Source organism: Ralstonia insidiosa (genome assembly GCF_008801405.1).
Taxonomy (GTDB): domain Bacteria; phylum Pseudomonadota; class Gammaproteobacteria; order Burkholderiales; family Burkholderiaceae; genus Ralstonia; species Ralstonia insidiosa.
Genome location: NZ_VZPV01000001.1, coordinates 676,923 through 695,358, shown reverse-complemented (window position 1 = coordinate 695,358; position 18,436 = coordinate 676,923). Strand labels below are relative to the sequence as shown.

17 protein-coding genes and 1 pseudogene are annotated in these 18,436 nt (G+C 64.2%); 4 read left to right on the top strand and 14 right to left on the bottom strand.

Annotated features, from left to right (window positions below; genetic code table 11):
- Position 1 precedes the first annotated feature (1 nt).
- The 3 genes from F7R11_RS03345 to F7R11_RS03335 form a co-directional block, all read right to left on the bottom strand.
- Positions 2–811: a nucleotidyltransferase domain-containing protein gene (locus tag F7R11_RS03345; protein WP_064806116.1), complete on the bottom strand. Its 810-nt coding sequence runs from the start codon at positions 809–811 to the stop codon at positions 2–4.
- Positions 812–902: 91 nt separating this feature from the next.
- On the bottom strand, positions 903–2,117 hold the full coding sequence (locus F7R11_RS03340) for an RtcB family protein (protein WP_064801184.1): 1,215 nt from the start codon (positions 2,115–2,117) through the stop codon (positions 903–905).
- A 377-nt stretch (positions 2,118–2,494) separates the two neighbouring features.
- Positions 2,495–4,054 (bottom strand): vWA domain-containing protein, encoded by a 1,560-nt coding sequence (locus F7R11_RS03335; protein ID WP_064801181.1) that lies wholly within the window; start codon positions 4,052–4,054, stop codon positions 2,495–2,497.
- A 197-nt stretch (positions 4,055–4,251) separates the two neighbouring features.
- Between F7R11_RS03335 and rtcR the strand changes: the two genes are divergently transcribed.
- Positions 4,252–5,850, top strand: coding sequence for an RNA repair transcriptional activator RtcR (gene rtcR, locus F7R11_RS03330; protein WP_064801179.1), 1,599 nt, complete (start codon positions 4,252–4,254; stop codon positions 5,848–5,850).
- Positions 5,851–5,903: 53 nt separating this feature from the next.
- Positions 5,904–6,820: pseudogene (locus tag F7R11_RS03325) on the top strand (LysR family transcriptional regulator).
- A gap of 7 nt (positions 6,821–6,827) precedes the next feature.
- Here the strand turns inward: F7R11_RS03325 and F7R11_RS03320 are convergent.
- The 11 genes from F7R11_RS03320 to F7R11_RS03270 form a co-directional block, all read right to left on the bottom strand.
- A complete protein-coding gene (locus F7R11_RS03320; protein WP_064806114.1) occupies positions 6,828–7,841 on the bottom strand; it encodes a zinc-binding alcohol dehydrogenase family protein in 1,014 nt (337 codons plus the stop codon).
- Positions 7,842–7,954: 113 nt separating this feature from the next.
- The gene (locus tag F7R11_RS03315; protein ID WP_064801177.1) at positions 7,955–8,716 is read right to left on the bottom strand and encodes a bestrophin-like domain; all 762 of its coding nucleotides are present in this window, start codon (positions 8,714–8,716) and stop codon (positions 7,955–7,957) included.
- Positions 8,717–8,783: 67 nt separating this feature from the next.
- Positions 8,784–9,695, bottom strand: a complete 912-nt coding sequence (locus F7R11_RS03310; protein ID WP_064801175.1) for a patatin-like phospholipase family protein — start codon at positions 9,693–9,695, stop codon at positions 8,784–8,786.
- 96 nt (positions 9,696–9,791) lie between these two features.
- Entirely contained in the window at positions 9,792–10,064 is a 273-nt protein-coding gene (locus F7R11_RS03305) for a DUF1145 domain-containing protein (RefSeq protein WP_064806112.1), read from the bottom strand.
- Positions 10,065–10,306: 242 nt separating this feature from the next.
- Positions 10,307–11,623 carry a hypothetical protein gene (locus F7R11_RS03300; protein WP_064801173.1) on the bottom strand — a complete coding sequence of 439 codons (1,317 nt, stop codon included), beginning with the start codon at positions 11,621–11,623 and terminating at the stop codon, positions 10,307–10,309.
- 137 nt (positions 11,624–11,760) lie between these two features.
- Positions 11,761–12,567, bottom strand: a complete 807-nt coding sequence (locus F7R11_RS03295) for a hypothetical protein (RefSeq protein ID WP_064801171.1) — start codon at positions 12,565–12,567, stop codon at positions 11,761–11,763.
- Entirely contained in the window at positions 12,567–13,283 is a 717-nt protein-coding gene (locus F7R11_RS03290; protein WP_064801169.1) for a C39 family peptidase, read from the bottom strand. The genes F7R11_RS03295 and F7R11_RS03290 overlap by 1 nt, the downstream gene beginning before the upstream one ends.
- A gap of 65 nt (positions 13,284–13,348) precedes the next feature.
- Positions 13,349–14,128: a hypothetical protein gene (locus tag F7R11_RS03285; RefSeq protein ID WP_064801167.1), complete on the bottom strand. Its 780-nt coding sequence runs from the start codon at positions 14,126–14,128 to the stop codon at positions 13,349–13,351.
- A gap of 25 nt (positions 14,129–14,153) precedes the next feature.
- Positions 14,154–14,726: a hypothetical protein gene (locus tag F7R11_RS03280; RefSeq protein WP_249042858.1), complete on the bottom strand. Its 573-nt coding sequence runs from the start codon at positions 14,724–14,726 to the stop codon at positions 14,154–14,156.
- Between the two features lie 32 nt (positions 14,727–14,758).
- Positions 14,759–15,265 carry a hypothetical protein gene (locus F7R11_RS03275; protein WP_064801163.1) on the bottom strand — a complete coding sequence of 169 codons (507 nt, stop codon included), beginning with the start codon at positions 15,263–15,265 and terminating at the stop codon, positions 14,759–14,761.
- 377 nt (positions 15,266–15,642) lie between these two features.
- Complete coding sequence (locus tag F7R11_RS03270; RefSeq protein ID WP_021196139.1) at positions 15,643–16,545, bottom strand: LysR family transcriptional regulator; 903 nt, start codon at positions 16,543–16,545, stop codon at positions 15,643–15,645.
- A 165-nt stretch (positions 16,546–16,710) separates the two neighbouring features.
- Between F7R11_RS03270 and F7R11_RS03265 the strand changes: the two genes are divergently transcribed.
- Together F7R11_RS03265 and F7R11_RS03260 are read left to right on the top strand one after the other, a co-directional pair.
- On the top strand, positions 16,711–17,457 hold the full coding sequence (locus tag F7R11_RS03265; RefSeq protein ID WP_064801161.1) for an SDR family NAD(P)-dependent oxidoreductase: 747 nt from the start codon (positions 16,711–16,713) through the stop codon (positions 17,455–17,457).
- A gap of 121 nt (positions 17,458–17,578) precedes the next feature.
- On the top strand, positions 17,579–18,412 hold the full coding sequence (locus F7R11_RS03260) for an alpha/beta fold hydrolase (protein ID WP_064801159.1): 834 nt from the start codon (positions 17,579–17,581) through the stop codon (positions 18,410–18,412).
- The last annotated feature ends 24 nt before the right edge of the window (positions 18,413–18,436 follow it).

The window sequence follows — 18,436 nt, the reverse complement described above, 5'->3', positions numbered from 1 at the left end:
GTCAGGTTGTACAGGGGGTGCGCGTCAACACGGTGTCGTAGAGGAACGCGTCCAGCGCTGTCGGGTTGCCCGTGGCCTGGCGGAAATCGGCCGGCACGTCTTCCTGCGCCAGTGCCTGTTCGATAAAGGCGTGAATGCGCGGAAAGCGTGCGCCGTATTCGGCCTCGCCGGATTCCATCTTGATCGCCAGCAACTGGTTGATCTCGTCACGCAATGCGATGTCTTTCACCATCACGTCAGCCAGATCGGCAAAGCGCATCGGCGGGATGCCACGCCCTTCGTCGATCCACTGTGCGGCCAGCAGCGGACGCAGCACGTACAGATACTTCTTCATGCGCACGGTCTCGCCCTGCAGATAGCCGCGAAAGTTCTTCGCCGCCATTGACACGTAATGCCAGCGCCCCTTGCGCTCGGAGAAGAACGTCGGCGCGAGCGTGCGCATACGCTCGGCCAGCGCCGCGTCCTGGCGATACACCACGGGCGACGCGAGCCACTCCAGCAACGTCGGGTTGGAGCGGTGCATCAGCTGCAGCGCCTTGCGCAGCTCCCAGCCAGAGATGTCCAGCTCATCGCTGATCGGCAGTTCGATCACATCGCGCTGCGGCTCGACGCGCAGGTACCACTCGGGCTGATGCACGTAGACGAAGCGCACGTCATAGTCGCTGTCGGGCGAGGCAAAGCCCCAGCCGCGGCTGCCGGATTCGCAGGCGAACAAGACACGAACGTCGTGCTGCTGCTCGATGCTGCTGAGTTCCGCCAGCACACGCTCGCGGATGGCGTCGGAGACGGGGTGGGAATACAGAAACGTCATGGTGTTCACTTGTTGTTCTTGTTGCACAAAACGCAGTCGGGCACGACGAAAATCCACCGTGCCCGCGGCAGGCAAAGGGCGAAGCGCGAGCTTATCCCTTCACACACACCACCTGGCGCAGCGTATGCACGATCTCCACCAGGTCCGCCTGCGCGGCCATCACGTGGTCGATGTCCTTGTACGCCATCGGGATCTCGTCGATCACGTCAGCGTCCTTACGGCATTCCACGTGGGCCGTGGCACGAATCTGGTCATCGACCGTGAAACGCTTCTTGGCCTGCGTGCGGCTCATCGTACGGCCCGCACCGTGGCTGCACGAGCAGAAGGCCTCTTCGTTACCCAGCCCGCGCACGATGAAGCTCTTCGCCCCCATCGAACCCGGAATGATCCCGAGCTGCCCCTTCTGTGCCGACACCGCACCCTTACGCGTCACCAGCACATCGCGGCCGAAGTGGGTTTCGCGCTGCACGTAGTTGTGGTGACAGTTCACCGCTTCCACGTCCGCCGCGAACGGCTTGGTGATGACCTTGCGCGCGGCCGCGATCACGTTCTGCATCATCGTGGCGCGGTTGCGGCGCGCGTAGTCCTGCGCCCAGCCAACGGCCTCAACATAATCGTCAAAGTGCTGGCTGCCTTCTTCAAAGTAGGCCAGGTCGCGGTCCGGCAGGTTGGCGATGTGCTGTCGCATATCGGCCTGTGCCAGTTCAATGAACAAGTTGCCGATGGCGTTCCCCACGCCGCGCGAACCCGAGTGCAGCATGAACCAGACGCGCTGCTCTTCATCCAGGCAGACCTCGATGAAGTGGTTACCGGTCCCCAGCGTTCCCAGGTGCTTGTGGTTGTTCGTCTTGTTCAGCTTCGGGTACTTGTCGGTGATGCGCTTGAAACCGTCGACCAACTCGCCCCACATCGCGTCGACGGTTTCCGGCGGCGTGTTCCAGGCGCCCTTGTCGCGCGGACCTTGCGTACGGCCGTGCGGCACTGCTGCCTCGATGGCGCTACGCAGGCCGTGCAGGTTGTCCGGCAGGTCTGCGGCCGTCAACGTCGTACGCGCGGCCATCATTCCACAGCCGATATCCACACCCACGGCGGCCGGAATGATCGCACCCTCGGTCGGAATCACGCTGCCGATGGTCGAACCCTTACCCAGGTGCACGTCCGGCATCACCGCCAGGTGCTTGAAGATGAACGGCATCTTGGCCGTGTTCATCAGTTGCTTGCGGGCGTCGTCTTCCACTGGCACGCCGTTGGTCCAGAGCTTGATGTCGGCGCCGTTTTCAACGTGGAGAGTGTTGTACTTGCTCATGATCTTTCGTTGCTTCCGTTCTTTTCATTATGGGGCCCGATGTCGCATTGGCAGTGACACCGGGCGTTGCATTGGGGTCGGCGACTAAAGTTGGCGAAACACGCGCTCTATCCACTGAGCTACGGTCCCCCTGATTTGGGACCGACGGGATTCGAACCCGCGACCTCGATCGTGACAGGATGTAGTTCCGCCGGCATTCGCCGGAAAAAAAGGTGGTGCGACTAGGGGAGCGAGTGGTCTCACGCTTTCGCGCGGGTCGGGTTCGAACCGACTGGATACCGATGTACACCCGCAGGCATTCGCACCTGGCGCGTCAGGACAAGCTCTTCAGCATTCGTGACGCGCCGGTAAAACGTTGTTGCTCATCCCAAGACGGCCTACAGCACCGTCGCCTCGATGGCCTCGACCCAGTGGCCAGCGCCAAAACTGCCAGACGCAAACTGCGCGATCACGTCGAACACCGCATCGCCAAAACCGCCGACGTTGAGGATGTCCTCACGCTCCATCGCCTGCGTCGTGCCATACGGCTGCAGATCGATGCAGACCAGCTTGGCTTGCGGGTTACGCAGCTTCAGCAAGTCCCACTGGAGCATCGTTTGCGTTGCGCCGTGACGCGTGGCATCGACCCAGGATTCGTTGTCCGACACCAGGATCACCACATCGACCTTGGCGCGCTCTGCCACCAGCTTGGCCAGCGGCGCCGAGCAGTTGGTACCACCACCGCCGATGGCCGCCAGCTTGTCGGCATTGGTCATCACTGAATCGCGGGCGTTCAGGCGCACGTCCACCACACGCTGCTCGAACGGCAGCACACGTGCCCTCGGATGCGAGCGCAGGATGGCGGCGGCCACCAGCGCAGCCACGTCGATACAGCGCACAACCGAAGTCGCGCCCTGACGCCAGCCCGTTACCGGGCTACCCATCGAACCGGACACGTCCGGACACACGACCACGTTGCCCTCCAGCTTCGGCACGTTGGCCAGCGACGCATCCAGCGCATCCTGCAGCGCTTCACGCACCGCCAGCGGCACCGGATCCACCGCTGAACGGTAAGCCGCCAGCAATTGGTACGGATACACGCGCGCCTTGCGCACCTGCGCCGCATCGGCCAAACGCGCCGCCACACGCTTCGTCACGCCCGGCAGGCTGAACGCACCTTGGCGGCCCAGCGTGTTCAGGCTCATACGCAGCGCGTGCCAACCCATGCGCTCCGACAACACCGCCCATTGCGCGGCATTCAGCGGCGCGTTGGTCAGCAGTTGGAACGGCACGTCCGGCAGCACCTTCGACTCACCGGCGCGGAAGGCACACAGCTCACGCGTCAGCGGCGGCAGTTGTGTAGCGTCGTGCGGCTTGCCGATCAGCCATGCAAAGAACGCGGCACGCCAGGCTTCCGCCGGCTTCGGGTGCACCATCTTCACGACATCCGCCAATGACGGCGCATTGCCCACGGTGGCCTGCAGCAGCTGCACTTCCGTGGCGGTGTTCAGCCACGTCTGCACGAGCTTCTTCGGGCGGCTGCCGAGCGACTTGCGACCGGTGGCGCCGCTGCGCACGATCTGCACGAAGTTGCGCAGCATCTTGCCGGTGTCGATCGTGCGGCCGAACACCGCCGGCAGCAGCGCACTGCCCTTGGCCGCCAGCACAGCGGTCAGCAGGGCCGGCATGTCCTTCATCAGGCCGCGCTCGCGGCTGTACACCGCGGTCTTGGCGATAAAGGCGTCGTCCACTTGCAGCGCCAGTTGCAGGACGTCGGCCAGTTGCGTCTCGGCCGAAGCGTAAAAGGTGTGGTTCAGGCAGCCCGTCATCGCCAGTTGCGCCAGCTGGTGCTGGGGCGACAGCGCATATGCCGGGGCGCCGGCCTGGTTGATCGCGTCGGTCGCATTGGCTTGGACCGTCTTCGCGAGCAAGGTCTGGAACAGTTGCTGGTTAGCCATTTGGCATCTCGCGTTGTGTTGTTGATGCCTTCTCTAGTGCAATGGGTGTGCCAGGTCACCTCCAGCTTGCCGAAAATCAACCTATCTCTTTGATTTCATTGGATTTATGACGAAGCAACGCAGATGTGGGCACGCCAAACTTCCTGAAAATACGATCCATTGATATATTGATTTATCTTTTTGGATAGAACTCCAGCATGCGCAACAATGTCGCCATCGGCTTCGTGGGTACCACGCTCGACTACGTGGGCAAGGGCGCCCAGCGTTGGGAGCGCTGGCGGCCCACCGTCGGCCTGTGCCAGCAGGACGATCTCGTTATCCACAGGCTGGAGTTGCTGCACGACGCGCGCAGCCGCAGCCTGTTCGAGCGCCTGCGCGATGACATCGCCGCCGTATCGCCCGAAACCGAGGTGCGCAGTGTCGAGGTCTCGCTGCGCGACCCGTGGGACTTCGAAGAGGTCTACAGCACGCTGCACGACTTCACGCGCGGCTACGCTTTCGACACCGACGCGGAGGACTACCTCATCCACATCACCACGGGCACGCACGTCGCGCAGATTTGCTGGTTCCTGCTGGCTGAGGCGCGCTACCTGCCGGCGCAACTGATCCAGACTGCGCCACCGCGCAAGAAGGAACTCGGCAACATCACCGGCAGCTACAGCGTCATCGACCTGGATCTCTCACGCTACGACAAGATCGCCACGCGCTTTGCACGTGAGCGGGAAGACACGGTCTCGCTGCTGAAGTCGGGCATCGCCACGCGCAACCCGGCGTTCAACCGGATGATCGAGCAGATCGAGCGGGTAGCGTCGCGCTCCAAGGCGCCGATGCTGCTGTTCGGGCCGACGGGTGCCGGCAAGTCGTTCCTCGCACGGCGTGTGTATGAGATGAAGAAGGCGCGCCACCAACTCGCCGGCCGCTTTGTCGAGGTGAACTGCGCCACGCTGCGCGGTGACAGCGCGATGTCCGCGCTCTTCGGCCACGTGAAGGGCGCCTTCACCGGCGCACAGACCGAGCGCGCGGGCCTGCTGCGCAGCGCGGATGGCGGCCTGCTGTTTTTGGATGAAATCGGCGAACTGGGCCTGGATGAACAGGCCATGCTGCTCAAGGCCATCGAAGAGAAGCGCTTCCTCCCCTTCGGCAGCGACCGCGAGGTGGAAAGCGATTTCCAGCTCATCGCCGGCACGGTGCGCGACCTGCGGCAGTGGGTGGCGGAAGGCCGTTTCCGCGAAGACTTATACGCGCGGATCAACCTGTGGACGTTCGACCTGCCCGGCCTGGCCGATCGCCCGGAAGACCTGGAGCCGAATCTCGACTTCGAGCTGGCGCGCTTTGCCCGCGAACACGGCGAGCAAGTGCGCTTTCACACAGAGGCGCGGCGCATCTATCTGAAGTTCGTCACCTCGCCGCAGGCACGCTGGACGGGCAACTTCCGTGAGCTGTCGGCTTCCGTCACGCGGCTGGCGACGCTGGCCGAAGGCGGACGCATTACCGAGGCCGATGTCGCTGACGAAATCGCGCGTTTGCAGCGCACGTGGGCCAAAGCGGATTCGGCAGGCGAGGACGGGGCGCTCGCAGATTTGCTCGGCGACGAGGTCGCATCCATCGACCTGTTCGACCGCATGCAGTTGGAAAACGTGATTGCCACGTGCCGCAAATCCGCATCGCTGTCGGATGCCGGGCGCCGGCTGTTCGACGTGTCGCGCACCGAGAAGGCCAAGGCGAACGACGCAGACCGGCTGCGCAAATATCTCGCCCGGTTCGGGCTGGATTGGGCAACCGTGCGCGCGAGCTAGGTGCTCGGTAAGATGCCGCCCATCCTCCGCCATTCCCATCGAAACCCGCCGCGATGATCCGCCTGGAAGACCTCACCATCTTCGTGCTGGCCGTAGACAACGGCAGCCTGTCGGCGGCGGCGCGCGTGCTGAACATTGCACCGGCAGCCGCCAGCGCGGCAGTCAAGCGGTTGGAGGCCGAGCTCGGTGCGCGGCTGCTGGCGCGTTCCACGCGCAGCCTTGCGCTCACGCAGGAAGGCGAGCGCTACCTGGCGCACGCCCGTCGCACGCCCGTCGCGCGCTGGCCGATCTGCAGGCCGGGCAGGATTCGCTCGCGCTCAGCAGGCAGGCCATCGGTGGTGATGTATCGCTGTCGATCCCATCCGACCTGGGGCGCAACGTGCTCGCCGGTTGGCTCGATGATTTCCTCACCGAGCACCCGGCGGTGGCGCTGCAGGTGCGCATTGGCGATCGGCTGGTCGACATGTTCCGCCAGCGCGTGGATGCCGCAGTGCGCTATGGCGAGCCTGAGGACTCTTCATTGGTGGCGCTGCCGCTGGCGCCCGACAACCGTCGTGTGCTGTGCGCCGCGCCGGCTTACTTCGCCAGGCACGGCGTGCCCCAGACGCCCGATGATTTGCTTCAGCACAACTGCCTGCGGCTGGCGCTGTCCGACACCACGCACGACCAATGGACGTTCCACCAGGCGAACAACACGCAGGTGGTGCGCGTGACCGGCAATCGCGTGGCCGACGACGGTGAACTCGTGCGCCGCTGGGCCGTGGCCGGTCACGGCATCGCGTACAAGTCGCGCCTGGACGTGCTGGCCGACCTGCGCGCCGGCCGCCTGCAGCCAGTGATGACCCACTGGCAAGGCGAGGTGGCGCCGTTGCACCTGATCTGCACGCATCGCCTTGCACTGTCGCCTACGTTGATGCGCCTGCGTGATTTCCTGCAGGAACGCATCGGCGGCTACCTAGCCGACGCCTGATTCTGCGTCAGAACCCTTCCAGCACGATCTTGCCGCGCGCCTGATTGCTTTCGATCAGGGCGTGCGCGCGCTTGAGATTGGCTGCGTTGATGGCGCCAAAATGCTCGCTCATGGTCGAGCGCAGCGTGCCGTCGTCAATCATGGCGGCCACGCGGTTGAGCAGGTGGTGCTGCTCGATCTGGTCATCCGTGTGGAACATCGAGCGCGTGTACATGAACTCCCAGTGCAGCGACACGCTCTTCGCCTTGAGCTTGCGTACGTCGAGCTGCGTCGGGTCATCGATCAACGCAAGACGGCCCTGCGGCTTGAGCGCCTCGACGATCTGCTCGAAGTGGTGTTCGGTCTGGTTCAAGCTGGCCACGTAGTCAACCTCAGGCACGCCAATGCGGCGCAACTCGGCCGCCAGCGGCTGCGTGTGGTTGATCACGTGGTGTGCGCCAAGCTCGCGCACCCAGGCGGCCGTCTCCGGGCGCGAAGCGGTGCCGATCACGGTCAAACCAGTCAGCTGGCGCGCCAACTGCACGAGGATCGACCCGACGCCACCCGCCGCCCCCACGATCAGCAACGTCTTGCCACTGGGCGTGTCTGCGTGCGGCACCTGCAGCCGGTCGAACAGGAGTTCCCACGCGGTGATGGCGGTCAGCGGCAACGCGGCCGCCTGTGCAAACCCGAGCGTGGCCGGCATCTTGCCGACGATGCGCTCGTCCACCACATGCAGCTCGCTGTTGGTGCCGGCGCGTTGCAGGGCACCGGCATACCAGACTGCATCGCCGGGCCTGAAGAGCGACACGTCGGCGCCCACGGCACGCACCACACCTGCCGCATCCCAGCCCAGCACGCGCGGCTGGTTGTCCGCTGGAGGCATGCCGGTTCGCACTTTCACGTCGACCGGATTGACGGAGATGGCACGCACCTCCACCAGCAGGTCGTGCGGGCCGGGCGTGGGGTCGGGCAAGGTCAGGTCGACGAGCGCATTGGGCGCGTCGATGGGCAGGCTTTCGTAGTAGGCAACGGCTTTCATGATGGGCTTCAGGTGGAACTGGATGGCCGCATCATGGGCGCGCAACGTGCGCAGAAACAGCCGCGCGACGCAGATTCAGTTTCAACGCCAAGCGGAAAATCCCGCCCTGCCCGTCAATGCTGCATGGACGCCGCCAGCGTCTTGAGGTTGACCGGATCCACATGGACAAACCCACCGCGCGGGCTGTCGATGTCGGCAATCAGCATGAACGACAGCGCCAGCACCAGGGGCAGCAGCAACTGCAGCACCCCGCGCATGCGCGCACTACGCGTGCCATAGCCGACCATGAACGTGCCACATGCGCCCACCATGAACAGCAGCACCCAGGCCGCCACCGGAATCCGGTTGCGCCATGCGGCCTGGGTATAGCCCTGTGCATTGAGCACGTCGTTCATGCCGCTCACGGCCAGCGCAACGATGGGCGTGGGTTGCGCGGCGGCGGGCCCAAGCACTGCCGCCCACAAGGCATCTTGCTGGCGCGAGGTTTCGGCCTCGAGTGCGGGCAGTTGCCTGGCGTCGTGGCTGCTGTAGAGCTGGATGCGCACCTCCACATACTTCACCAGCAAGCCGCGCAGGTTGGCGGCATCGGCTGCGGGCAGCAGGCTGGCACGCGCATATTCGGTGCCGATGGCGTTGGCCTCTTCCTCTTCGTAGTTCTTGCGCGTGTCGTATCGGCTGATGGCCATCGAAAACGTGAAGCCGATCATCAGGCCGAGCAGCGTGAGCGTGGCCGCCTGGATCACGTCAAAGTCTTCGTGCGTGCTGCCATCGAGCGCACGGCGCTTCGATAGGGCCGAGCCGATACGCGCTGCCCCCGCCAACACGATCAGCGCCATGAGGAACACCTCGACCGGATGATCGATCACCACGCCCATGAGACCCCCCACCGGTGTATTTGTGACGGCATGAGCATACGGCATCTGCCACCTGGCCGACACGGTGTCAGGCGGTCGGCATGGCGTGCGGGTCGACGCTGCAGCTTGGGTGGTCTTCGTTGTGATGGTGCTCGCGCAGGGCGCTGGGAATGCCGGTTCCAGCCAGGCCATCCGCGGCCAGCCACGCGGCGGTGGCGGCGGCAGCACGGTCGATCAACTCGCCGCAGCGGGCATAGTCATAGGGCGATACATCGAGCGGGCACAGCGGCGGTACCACAGCAATCGGCACCTGCCCCGCCCAGCGCTCCAGGTCCTGCACCAGTTGGCGCGCCACCAGCAGTGACAACGCATTGAGCGCGTGCTCGATGGCGCTGCGCGGGGCACGCCGGTCTGCGCAGGCAAAGCCGGCCGGCAGCACAACCACACGCGTGGCACCCAGGCGGATGGCGGCGGAGATTGGCGTGTTGTTGGCAACACCACCGTCGATCAGCAAGCGATCGCCCACGCGCACAGGCGGAAACACCCCAGGAATGGCCGCACTGGCCAGCACGGCCTGCACGATCTGGCCGGAAGACAGCACCACCTCGGCGCCCGTCTGCATGTCGGTGGCCACCACGTGCAGCGGCAACGCCGCCGCCTCCAGCATGGCCTGCGAAAAATGCCGCGTCAGCAGCCGCGCCAGGCCGGACGCATCCACCAGATGCGCACGCCTGCCACCCAGCATGCCGAACATGGCACGCCACGACCATGGCATCACATCTGCACGGCGCACGCCGCGCCAGAGCGCCTCCAACTGTGCTGTGCCGGCAGCATGCGGGTTGCACGCGAAGAAAGCGGCATTGATGGCGCCGGCCGATGCGCCGATCACCATGTCCGGAACAACACCCGAGGCCACCAGCTCGCGCAGCATGCCGGCCTCGATGGCACCCAGGCTGCCACCGCCGGCAAAGACAAACGCTGTTCGCTCCGCTCTGTCCATGATGTATGCCGCATCGCAACAAGGCGAGCGTGTGTGGGGGATGACTCGAACAGAGTAGCCCGCGATGGCGGTTGCGGCTAGGCGTGCGAGAGGCGATCAGCGCGCGTTTCGGGCGGCATCCGCCATCGGCTTCCAGTGCAGGAAGCCAAACAACATGGTCAGCAACACACTGTCGAGCAGGGGCCCCTTGTGCAGCGCGACCTTGCGGAAGCAGAACGCCACTTCGAGCAGATGCGCAGCCAGCAGCACCACAGCGATGATGCGCACCCAATAGATGACGTCCGGCGACAGCGGCAGCGCCGTCAGATAGCTGCCCAGCGCAATGCCATACACAACCAGCAGCAGCACCTTGTTGAGGAAATAGAACACGCGGAGGTCTCCCAGATTGTCGGCAACGAATGCGCCTCGAAACATCGAAAGAGACGCCATGGCAGCATACAGGGCGCCATCAAGCGCGCACGCGCTTAAAACACCCGACATGCCGCGCGCCAAGACGCTCCACACGCCGTGCCGACCGATGATCGATACCGATCACATCAAACAGGCCAACAACACCCCTGGCCGAGTGCGGGGTGGCACCGTGGCATACGCCGGGACACCAACGCATGCCGCTACCACGTGTATGGGAAGCGCAGCGTGAAGACATAGTTCGGGGCATCCGGTGTCAGACCCATCGCCAATGTGGCGCTGATCGACAGATTCTTGGTCAGCACATGGCTGATGCCGAACGTCATCGTGCCCACGTTGGTCTTGCTGCCTACGACCGATTGCTCCGCACCGCCGTCCGGCGTGATGTGGGTGTTGCCCGAGAACGCGGTGCTATACGCCATCGTCAGCGCTGTGCGGTCGTTCAGTGCCAGCGCCAGCCCCCCGCCCAACGTGATGGTATCGCCCAGCTTGACTTTGCCCGGCTGCACCACGCCCGCCGTGGACGAGAGGTCGGCAAACGAGCGCGGCACAAAGTACGTGTAGCTGGCATTGGCAAACAGCACCACCGGGTCGTACGTCTTCAGAAACGACATGCCCAGCGTGCCGCTCCACACACCGTTGCCCGTGGGCAGTTGCTGGTCGATGATCAGGTTGTTGTTATTGCTGTCGGCCTGGATCAGCTTGATGCCAAATGGCGAGCGCCCGGTCGGCGCGCGTACACGGAAGCTGCCAACAATGTCCGGCCAGTCGGCCGACTCCTTGACGAGCTGGTAGTAGATGCCCGCGCTTACATCGCCCAGGCCGGCGGAGGACTTGTCTGCCTCGCTGACCGTGCTCGACGCCCCGCCCGCCCCACCGCTGAAGAACGTGCTGGAACGGTACACCGCCGGCACCGTGAAATCCGCACTCAGCCGATCGCTAAAGCCGTAGCGGCCGGTGATATCGAAGGTGGTGACATTGGCCTTGGTCTGGACCAGGTTGATCTGCCCGAGGAAGATCGCATCCAACGCCAGAAAGCCCGAAAGCGCGAGATTGCGGCGATCGTAGTAGCTGTAGCTGATGCCGGTATCGAGCGTGAAACGTCGCTCGAATAGCGGAGCATGCTCAGATTGGAAGACGAGGTCCTTGCTCTGGATGCGCGGCTTGTCATTGGGATCGGGGCGGGCGGCGGTTGTGCTTTCCGATGCGGGCGCCGTGCTGCCAGATTGGGCAACCAGTGCACCCGAAGGCGATTGTGTTGCTGTCGTTGAAGCCGCCGCCGGTGCCTGTGTGTTGCCACCGCCGACACCTCGCCCACGTACACGCACAAGCTCTAGATCGCCGACACGCTCTTCCAACGCGTCAATGATCTTTTGCTGCCGTTCAATGATGCGCTGCAGGCGCGCCAGCCGCGCGTCGAAGGAGCTGTCGTCGGACTGTGCCGACTGCGCCCAAGCCGCTGCAGGAAGCAACGACCAACATGCCACTGCCCACGCCACTGCCGTGCGTCGGTGTCCCATGTTTCCCCCCGGAAAGCAAGGCGGAGGCTGAAGAGCCTCCATTTCGGCGCGCAGGCCCAATTGCCAAGCGCCGACTCTCACTGCCTGCCTGTGCGTTCTTTTATTGCGCTGTTATAGGGAATTCTGCCTCGCCACGTCTAGCGGCGTAAACCCGCCACCGCCTGCAATGCCTGCGCCACGCCGATCTGAGCCAGCTGTTGGCGCGACATCGTCTGGATCTGCAGCTGGATCGACAACTGGTTGGCAATCAGCTGCGCATTGCCCGCCATTTGCGCCACCTGCATCACGCTCCCCGCCGCCCCGGCCAGATTGGGTGTCACCGACTGCGAGGCAACGCCCATCGGGCTGGTGATGGCAACCTGCACGCCGCCCGCGCCCGCCTGGGCCTGAGCGGTAAATCCGTTCTGTGCCGCCGTCGCCAACGCACTGCCCGAAGGCAGTGTAGGCAATGGAGCGGCCTGCATCGAGATGGATGTGGTGTTACTGGCCAGATTGTTGTTGCCAGCCACCTGTGTCACCTGGCCGACACCATTGACCTGTACCCCAGCCCCACCCGAGGCGGTCGCCCCGGACGAGGCGCCTGCCAGGGCGCCAGCGCCCATCTGCACGGATGCCTGCGTGCTCACCGCAACATTGGCGGTACTGCTGCGCAGGTTGGTCGCCAGTATTCGGGCTTCAGCCGCTGCCTGTCCGGCCTCGTTGCGCCATTGCGAGGCCATTTCAATCATGAAGCCGCTAACGATGCTTGCGCCCAGGTATTTGCCGCGCTGTTGGGCCAGCTCGCCATCATCGGCCAGCTCGACAACGGTACCGGAATGAAACAACACGGCACTGTCGTGCGCGTCGGACGCCTCGGCAAGGTTGGGAAGCGTCCCAGCGCTGGCGCCGGTACACCAGCCGGCATACGCCAGCGGCAGCATCCATGCGAGTGTCTTGGTTTTCATCAGAACAGGTCCCACCGAGCAGGCCCGAATTCCATCTGGATCGGCAGCGCCCCACCGGAGAACGCGGCATTCTCACGCGCACGCAAGGTAGGAGCATTGGTCTGCATCAATCCGGAATCGGCCTGGACGGACACGTCGCCGACAATTGCGAATACAAGGCCGTTCCACGCAGGCGCAAATTCCCACTCCTGCATGATGCGGTTACCCAGTGCAGGGTCGGCGATGAACACCCGCCCCTGGGCCGCACGTTTGACGACCACGAAGTGTTGGTACCCGTTCACGCTCAGCAAGACGATCACCGGGATCGCCAGATCACGCAACGCCGCCATGTCGACACGGTAGCCTCGGCCACGAAAGCCCAGTGTCTGCACGTAGTTGCGCATATCGAGCATGGAGAATCCCTGCTCGGCGACCTGCTTCGGGTCGCTCACGTTCATCATGTCGGCAATGACACGGCGCTCGTCGATGTCCATGCCATAGGCATAGCGCAGCAACGTGCCGACCGCGGCAGCCCCACAACTGAAATCCTGCTGCTGGCGCATGACGCTGCGATAGCGTAGCTCCGCCATACTCTTGACCGGCTTGTTCAACGGCATCTCACTATCCGCGCGTAACGCGATCGCGCTCTCCTGGGCGCCTGCCTGTGCTGCCCACAAGCCGCATGTGCAGAGGAGACACAACCCAATCGTGCCCATTGATCGCCGGTTCAGTCGCATGACTCCCCCCCCAAGGGGACCAGACACCCGACCGCTGGCTCACGGCCGGGTGAACGGACGTTGCTTTAGTTCGCGCCCTTGGCGGTGGCGATTGCCAGACCGTTGTGCTGCAGGTTACCCGCGCCAGCGGCGATGTTCACGCCGATATTGCCCATGGCGTTCATCAGCGCGGTACCGTTCAGCGATGCAACATTGGTCGGATCGCAACCATTCAGACGCAGCGAGTTGTTGTCGGCCGACTGCTTGTTGTAGTCGGTTGCCTTGGCGATACGGCCCGAGCTGTTGGTCGATGCCGCCATGCCGTTTTCTTGCAGCTCGCCTGCACCTGCGGCGATGTTCACGCCAATGGTGCCCTTAGCGCCGTTGAGTGCGCTGCCGCCCAGCGATGCCTTGTTGACGGCATTGCCGATTGACAGAGACTCACCCGGGTCCGACTGGGTGTTGAACACCTGCGCGGAGGCGAACACCTTGCCGGCATCCACTGCAGCCAGTGCCACGTCGTTGGACTGGACGTTGCCTGCGCCTGACGTTACGTTCACGCCCACCGCACCCTGCGCGCCCTTGAGCGCTTGTCCATCAACCGTCGCCGTGTTGCTGCCGCGCGGCAGGTCGACCGAGTTGTTGTTGCTGCTCTGCGTGGAATCGACAACGGCCGACGATTCCGAGCTGAACGGCACAAAACCCAGTGCCAGGCCGTAGCCCCGCACATAGATGTCATTGCTGATCTCGGTCACGTTGCTGATGACCGCCCCGGAAGAGCGCGGACCTTCGTCGCGGCTCTGGGCCTGGGCGGCACCTGCAGCAAGCAGGGCGAGTACAGCAATGGCAGTCAGTTTGGCTTTCATGGTGATCTCCCTTCCTTTGTTGCTGTTAAAAAAGAGTGCCCGCCGGGGGACGGAGCACAAAGACGTTGGATACGACATTCCCCGTTCCTGCCGCCTGGTTCACCTGCACAACGCCGGAGGTATTGCGCAACGCGGTCGATGCGATCGACGCGTCTTGCCTACCCTCCGCCGCGGGCGCGGCATCCTGACGACGAGACTGCACTGCCACGCCAGACAGCGCGCTGTCGGCAAGTGGCTCAATGTGGTGGGATTGCTGTTGCATAACGGAAGCGGTGGGGGCTATTACCGCGACGTTCACTTGCGCATTGCCGGCACCGCTGGCTTGGTTGATCGACACCAGCCCCGCCGCGCCATTGAAGGACGCCCCCGCCAGGCGGCTCGATGCCGACAGGCCGGGTGCGGCTCGCCCGACAACCTGTGATGACACGACGCCGGCTGCATCGGTCGACAAGGCCGCCAGGTTTGCCTGGGCGTTACCGCCCCCCGACACCTGATTGACGGCGATGCGTCCGGCCGTGTTGGCAGCGGCACCCCCATCGATCGCGGCAGACAGCGGTGTCCCCTGGGCCCATGCCGCGCCGGTCGCCACGATGCTCATCGCCACCACAACGTGGGGCAGCGTTAGCGATTTCACGGCTGACCACCTCGTGAGAGCGGTGCCAACGCACCGCTGATCTGCGAAGCGATGCCGGCCGTAGCCTGCATCACTTGGCCACCCACACCGCCAACGGCCGCACCACCTACGGCGGTTCCGACTGCGAGCCCGCCCGCTGCGGGCTGCACCCCACTCGACTGCGAAGTCAGCACACGCTGCAATCCGGCGGTGGTGTTGGCGGCAGATGCATGTGACGTGCTGAGTTCTCCGTCAGAGAGCACAGACATGACCGACCCAACCGACTGATTGAATGCCTGGGTAGGAAACGGGCTGACCGCAGTGCGCACCGGTAAAGACTCGGTGGACACGCCCCGATAGGCGATGCGCGGCGTAACATCGCGTTGCACGATGATGTCGCCCTCGTCTGCGAATACCGGCGCGCCGGCAAGCATCATTGCAAAACCGGCAGCCAGTGCGATTGGCTCAATCGCGCAGTAGATCGCCACGCGCCAAGCATGGCGCCGCGAGGTGATTGTTGGCATGGCTGGCTCCTCCCCGCAGGGCATAGAGCGACATCTGTGCCAGGGCGATTAACACCTTGATTTCCCTAGGAATGCGCCCGCCCTCAAGGGCAACACACTGCTCAAGCACGCATTTTTGTGTCACGGCTGAAACAGGCAGGTCATTGAATTTGTGGAGGCGCAAGCTGGCGCGAACTGGAAATCGCCCGCATTCAGCACATCACCACATGGTGTTTGAATCTCGTTGTTCCGGCTGGATGCAACCTTGTCGGGCAACAAGCTTGCTCATGCAATGAATAGGCAGCCCGACTGCATCACCTACTGTTTCGCGCGATGCATGGGTGGTTCGGATTTGTCAGGCGGCCGCAGGTCGACAGCCGCCTGCCCCTAAGGGGTTCTTAGCGGCGTTGCTCGTCCGGCGCCCGCTGGGCCAGTTCGCTTAGGCGGGACAAGAACAGCTTGAGGATCGGTGAAGCGTTGGATCGACTGTGGCCGACGACGAGATCGATCATTGGCACGTCTCCCGCCAGCGGCCGGCTCACCACGGACCACGGCAGCAGGTTCTCCACATAGTCGGGAATCAGCGCAAGCCCCCGCGTCGAGGCCACCAGCGACATCACCATTGCCGGGTTGTCCACACCTTGCGTGGGCGTCAGCGACACGCCTTCGCGCTGCAGATAGTCCTCCACAACCGCACGCAGCACCCGAGCCTTGTTGGCCATCCCCACAAAGGGCTGCCCCACCAGTTGTTGCGGTCGGATGCGCTCTTGCGCGGCCAGTGCATGGTCGCTCGGCATCAACACGACCAGGGGCTCGCGCCCGACCGTTGTGTAGTCCAGATCAAAGCCCGGCTCGGCGCGCAGAAAAGCCAGGTCCAGCCGGCCTCGCGCCAAGGCATCCGCCAGGTCTGGCGAGTAATCGCTGGAGACCGTCACGTCGATATTCGGCAGCTCATCGCGCAGCAGGTGCAGCGCTTTCGGCAGCCAGGTCATCTCCTGTCCCGTCAGGAAACCCAGCGCGAAGCGCTGCTTGCTCGGCTGCGCTGCCCGACGCGCGGCCTCGATTGCCGCATCGACCTGGCTCAGCGCCAATCGCGCGTGATCGATGAAGGCCTTCCCCGCTGGCGTCAGTTCGACACCGCGCGCGCTGCGGCGCAGCAGCTCCACACCCACTTGGTCCTCCAGATCGCGGATCTGCCGGCTCAGTGAAGGCTGGGAGGTGTGCAACCGCCGCTCGGCAGCCACCGTCAGGCTGCCGGTCTCGGCCACGGCGATGAAGTAGCGCAGATGTCTCAGTTCCATACGTGGCCCCATGCATTTCAGGCATGCCCACCAGCTTACAAAGTCTTTTTGTTCCGGGGCGGGAATCCCTAAATTCTCTTCCATGGCGACGGGGGCAGCGGCTTCCAGACAACGGAAACGGCCCCTCGCCCCATGCATCCAAAGTCATACCTCAAGGAACCTATCATGAACCATCCCGTCATTCTCATCACCGGCGCGCTGACCGGCATCGGCCGCGCCACCGCCCTGGCATTCGCCGACAGCGGCGCCCGTCTCGTCATCTCCGGCCGTCGGCCGGCCGAAGGCAAGGCGCTGGAGTCCGAACTCCGTCAGTTGGGCGCCGACGCCCACTTCATCCAGGCCGACGTCCGGCACGACCGCGAGGTTCAGGATCTGGTGGACCAGACCGTGGCCCACTTCGGCCGCCTTGACGTGGCCGTCAACAACGCCGGCACCGAAGGCCAGCCCGGCCTGATCGTCAACCAGACCGCTGACAGCTACGCCGCCACCTTCGACACCAACGTGCTGGGCACGCTGCTGAGCATGAAGCATGAGCTGCGCGTGATGACCGCCCAGGGCAGCGGCAGCATCGTCAACATCTCGTCGACCTATGGACACGAAGGTGCGGCTTATGCGTCGGTGTACGCCGGCAGCAAGCACGCGGTCGAAGGCATGACCAAGTCGGCCGCACTCGAAGTGGCTGCCTCGGGCGTTCGCGTCAACGCCGTGGCCCCCGGACCAACCGATACCGGCATGTTGGACCGCTTCACCGGCACACCGGAGAACAAGGCCGCACTCGCTTCGGGCGTGCCGCTGGGTCGCGTCGGCAAGCCGGCTGAGATCGCGGCGGCCGTACGCTTTCTGGCCTCGGAGGCCGCAGCCTTCGTGACCGGCCAGATCGTCACGGTCGACGGCGGCAAGACCGCCGGCTGATCTGAGCCGCGCCAAGCCGGCGCGGCCCTTCTCGTCATCCACGCAACGCCCCGGTTTGCACCGGGGCCGGGCAGCGCTTTGCCTGCTCAAGGATTGCGCCAACCTCATCAGGAACACGACCATGTCTACCTTCACTCACCACACCGCCCCGACTCAATACGTCGAGGCCAACGGCATCCGCTTCGCCTATCGCCGGTTCGGCAAGTCGGGAGGCGTGCCGATTGTTTTCAACCAGCACTACACCGGCACCATGGATTATTGGGACCCGGCCGTAACCGATGGCCTGGCCCAGACGCGTGAGGTGATCCTCTTCAACAACGCCGGCGTGTCCAGCTCATCCGGCCAGACGCCGACCAGCTTCCCGGAGATGGGCGCCAACGCGATTGCCTTCATCCGCGCGCTCGGCCTGGAGCAAGTGGATGTGCTGGGCATCTCGATTGGCGGCTTTGTCGCACAAGAGATCGCACTGCAGGGGGGTGATCTCGTCCGCAAGATCATCCTCGTCGGCACGGGCTACCGCGGCAACGACATGACGGCCAGCCGTTCGGCAGAGATCTTCGCCCGCAGCTACGAGCCGCCTGAACATCTGTGGCTGGCGGTGCACTTCGCACCGTCCGAGGCCAGTCAGAAGGCTGGGCTCGCCTTCCTGGAACGCAAGTGGCTTCGCAAGGATCGCGATCCGGAAGTGAGCGCGCAGACCGTCGCTGCCCAGGGCGAAGCGATCGGCAAGTGGATCTCGTCGGATGAGAGCGCGCTGGCCTACCTGAAGGCGATCAAGCAGCCCACGCTGGTCGTTCAGGGCAGCAACGACGTGATCATCCCGACGGCCCACTCGGTCACGTTGCAACAGCACCTGCCAAACGCGGAGCTGGTGATCTACCCCGACGCCAACCACGGCTCGATCTATCAGTACCCGGACCGCTTCGTCGCGCACGCCGAACAGTTCCTGTCCTGAATGAACGCGCAACGTCTTTGGAGA

What these genes read in the sequence shown, in the direction of transcription:
- F7R11_RS03345 (WP_064806116.1), bottom strand. Translation starts at nt 811, where the DNA reads ATGACGTTTCTGTATTCCCACCCCGTCTCCGACGCCATCCGCGAGCGT.
- F7R11_RS03340 (WP_064801184.1), bottom strand. Translation starts at nt 2,117, where the DNA reads ATGAGCAAGTACAACACTCTCCACGTTGAAAACGGCGCCGACATCAAG.
- F7R11_RS03335 (WP_064801181.1), bottom strand. Translation starts at nt 4,054, where the DNA reads ATGGCTAACCAGCAACTGTTCCAGACCTTGCTCGCGAAGACGGTCCAA.
- rtcR (WP_064801179.1), top strand. Translation starts at nt 4,252, where the DNA reads ATGCGCAACAATGTCGCCATCGGCTTCGTGGGTACCACGCTCGACTAC.
- F7R11_RS03320 (WP_064806114.1), bottom strand. Translation starts at nt 7,841, where the DNA reads ATGAAAGCCGTTGCCTACTACGAAAGCCTGCCCATCGACGCGCCCAAT.
- F7R11_RS03315 (WP_064801177.1), bottom strand. Translation starts at nt 8,716, where the DNA reads ATGGGCGTGGTGATCGATCATCCGGTCGAGGTGTTCCTCATGGCGCTG.
- F7R11_RS03310 (WP_064801175.1), bottom strand. Translation starts at nt 9,695, where the DNA reads ATGGACAGAGCGGAGCGAACAGCGTTTGTCTTTGCCGGCGGTGGCAGC.
- F7R11_RS03300 (WP_064801173.1), bottom strand. Translation starts at nt 11,623, where the DNA reads ATGGGACACCGACGCACGGCAGTGGCGTGGGCAGTGGCATGTTGGTCG.
- F7R11_RS03295 (WP_064801171.1), bottom strand. Translation starts at nt 12,567, where the DNA reads ATGAAAACCAAGACACTCGCATGGATGCTGCCGCTGGCGTATGCCGGC.
- F7R11_RS03290 (WP_064801169.1), bottom strand. Translation starts at nt 13,283, where the DNA reads ATGCGACTGAACCGGCGATCAATGGGCACGATTGGGTTGTGTCTCCTC.
- F7R11_RS03285 (WP_064801167.1), bottom strand. Translation starts at nt 14,128, where the DNA reads ATGAAAGCCAAACTGACTGCCATTGCTGTACTCGCCCTGCTTGCTGCA.
- F7R11_RS03280 (WP_249042858.1), bottom strand. Translation starts at nt 14,726, where the DNA reads ATGAGCATCGTGGCGACCGGCGCGGCATGGGCCCAGGGGACACCGCTG.
- F7R11_RS03275 (WP_064801163.1), bottom strand. Translation starts at nt 15,265, where the DNA reads ATGCCAACAATCACCTCGCGGCGCCATGCTTGGCGCGTGGCGATCTAC.
- F7R11_RS03270 (WP_021196139.1), bottom strand. Translation starts at nt 16,545, where the DNA reads ATGGAACTGAGACATCTGCGCTACTTCATCGCCGTGGCCGAGACCGGC.
- F7R11_RS03265 (WP_064801161.1), top strand. Translation starts at nt 16,711, where the DNA reads ATGAACCATCCCGTCATTCTCATCACCGGCGCGCTGACCGGCATCGGC.
- F7R11_RS03260 (WP_064801159.1), top strand. Translation starts at nt 17,579, where the DNA reads ATGTCTACCTTCACTCACCACACCGCCCCGACTCAATACGTCGAGGCC.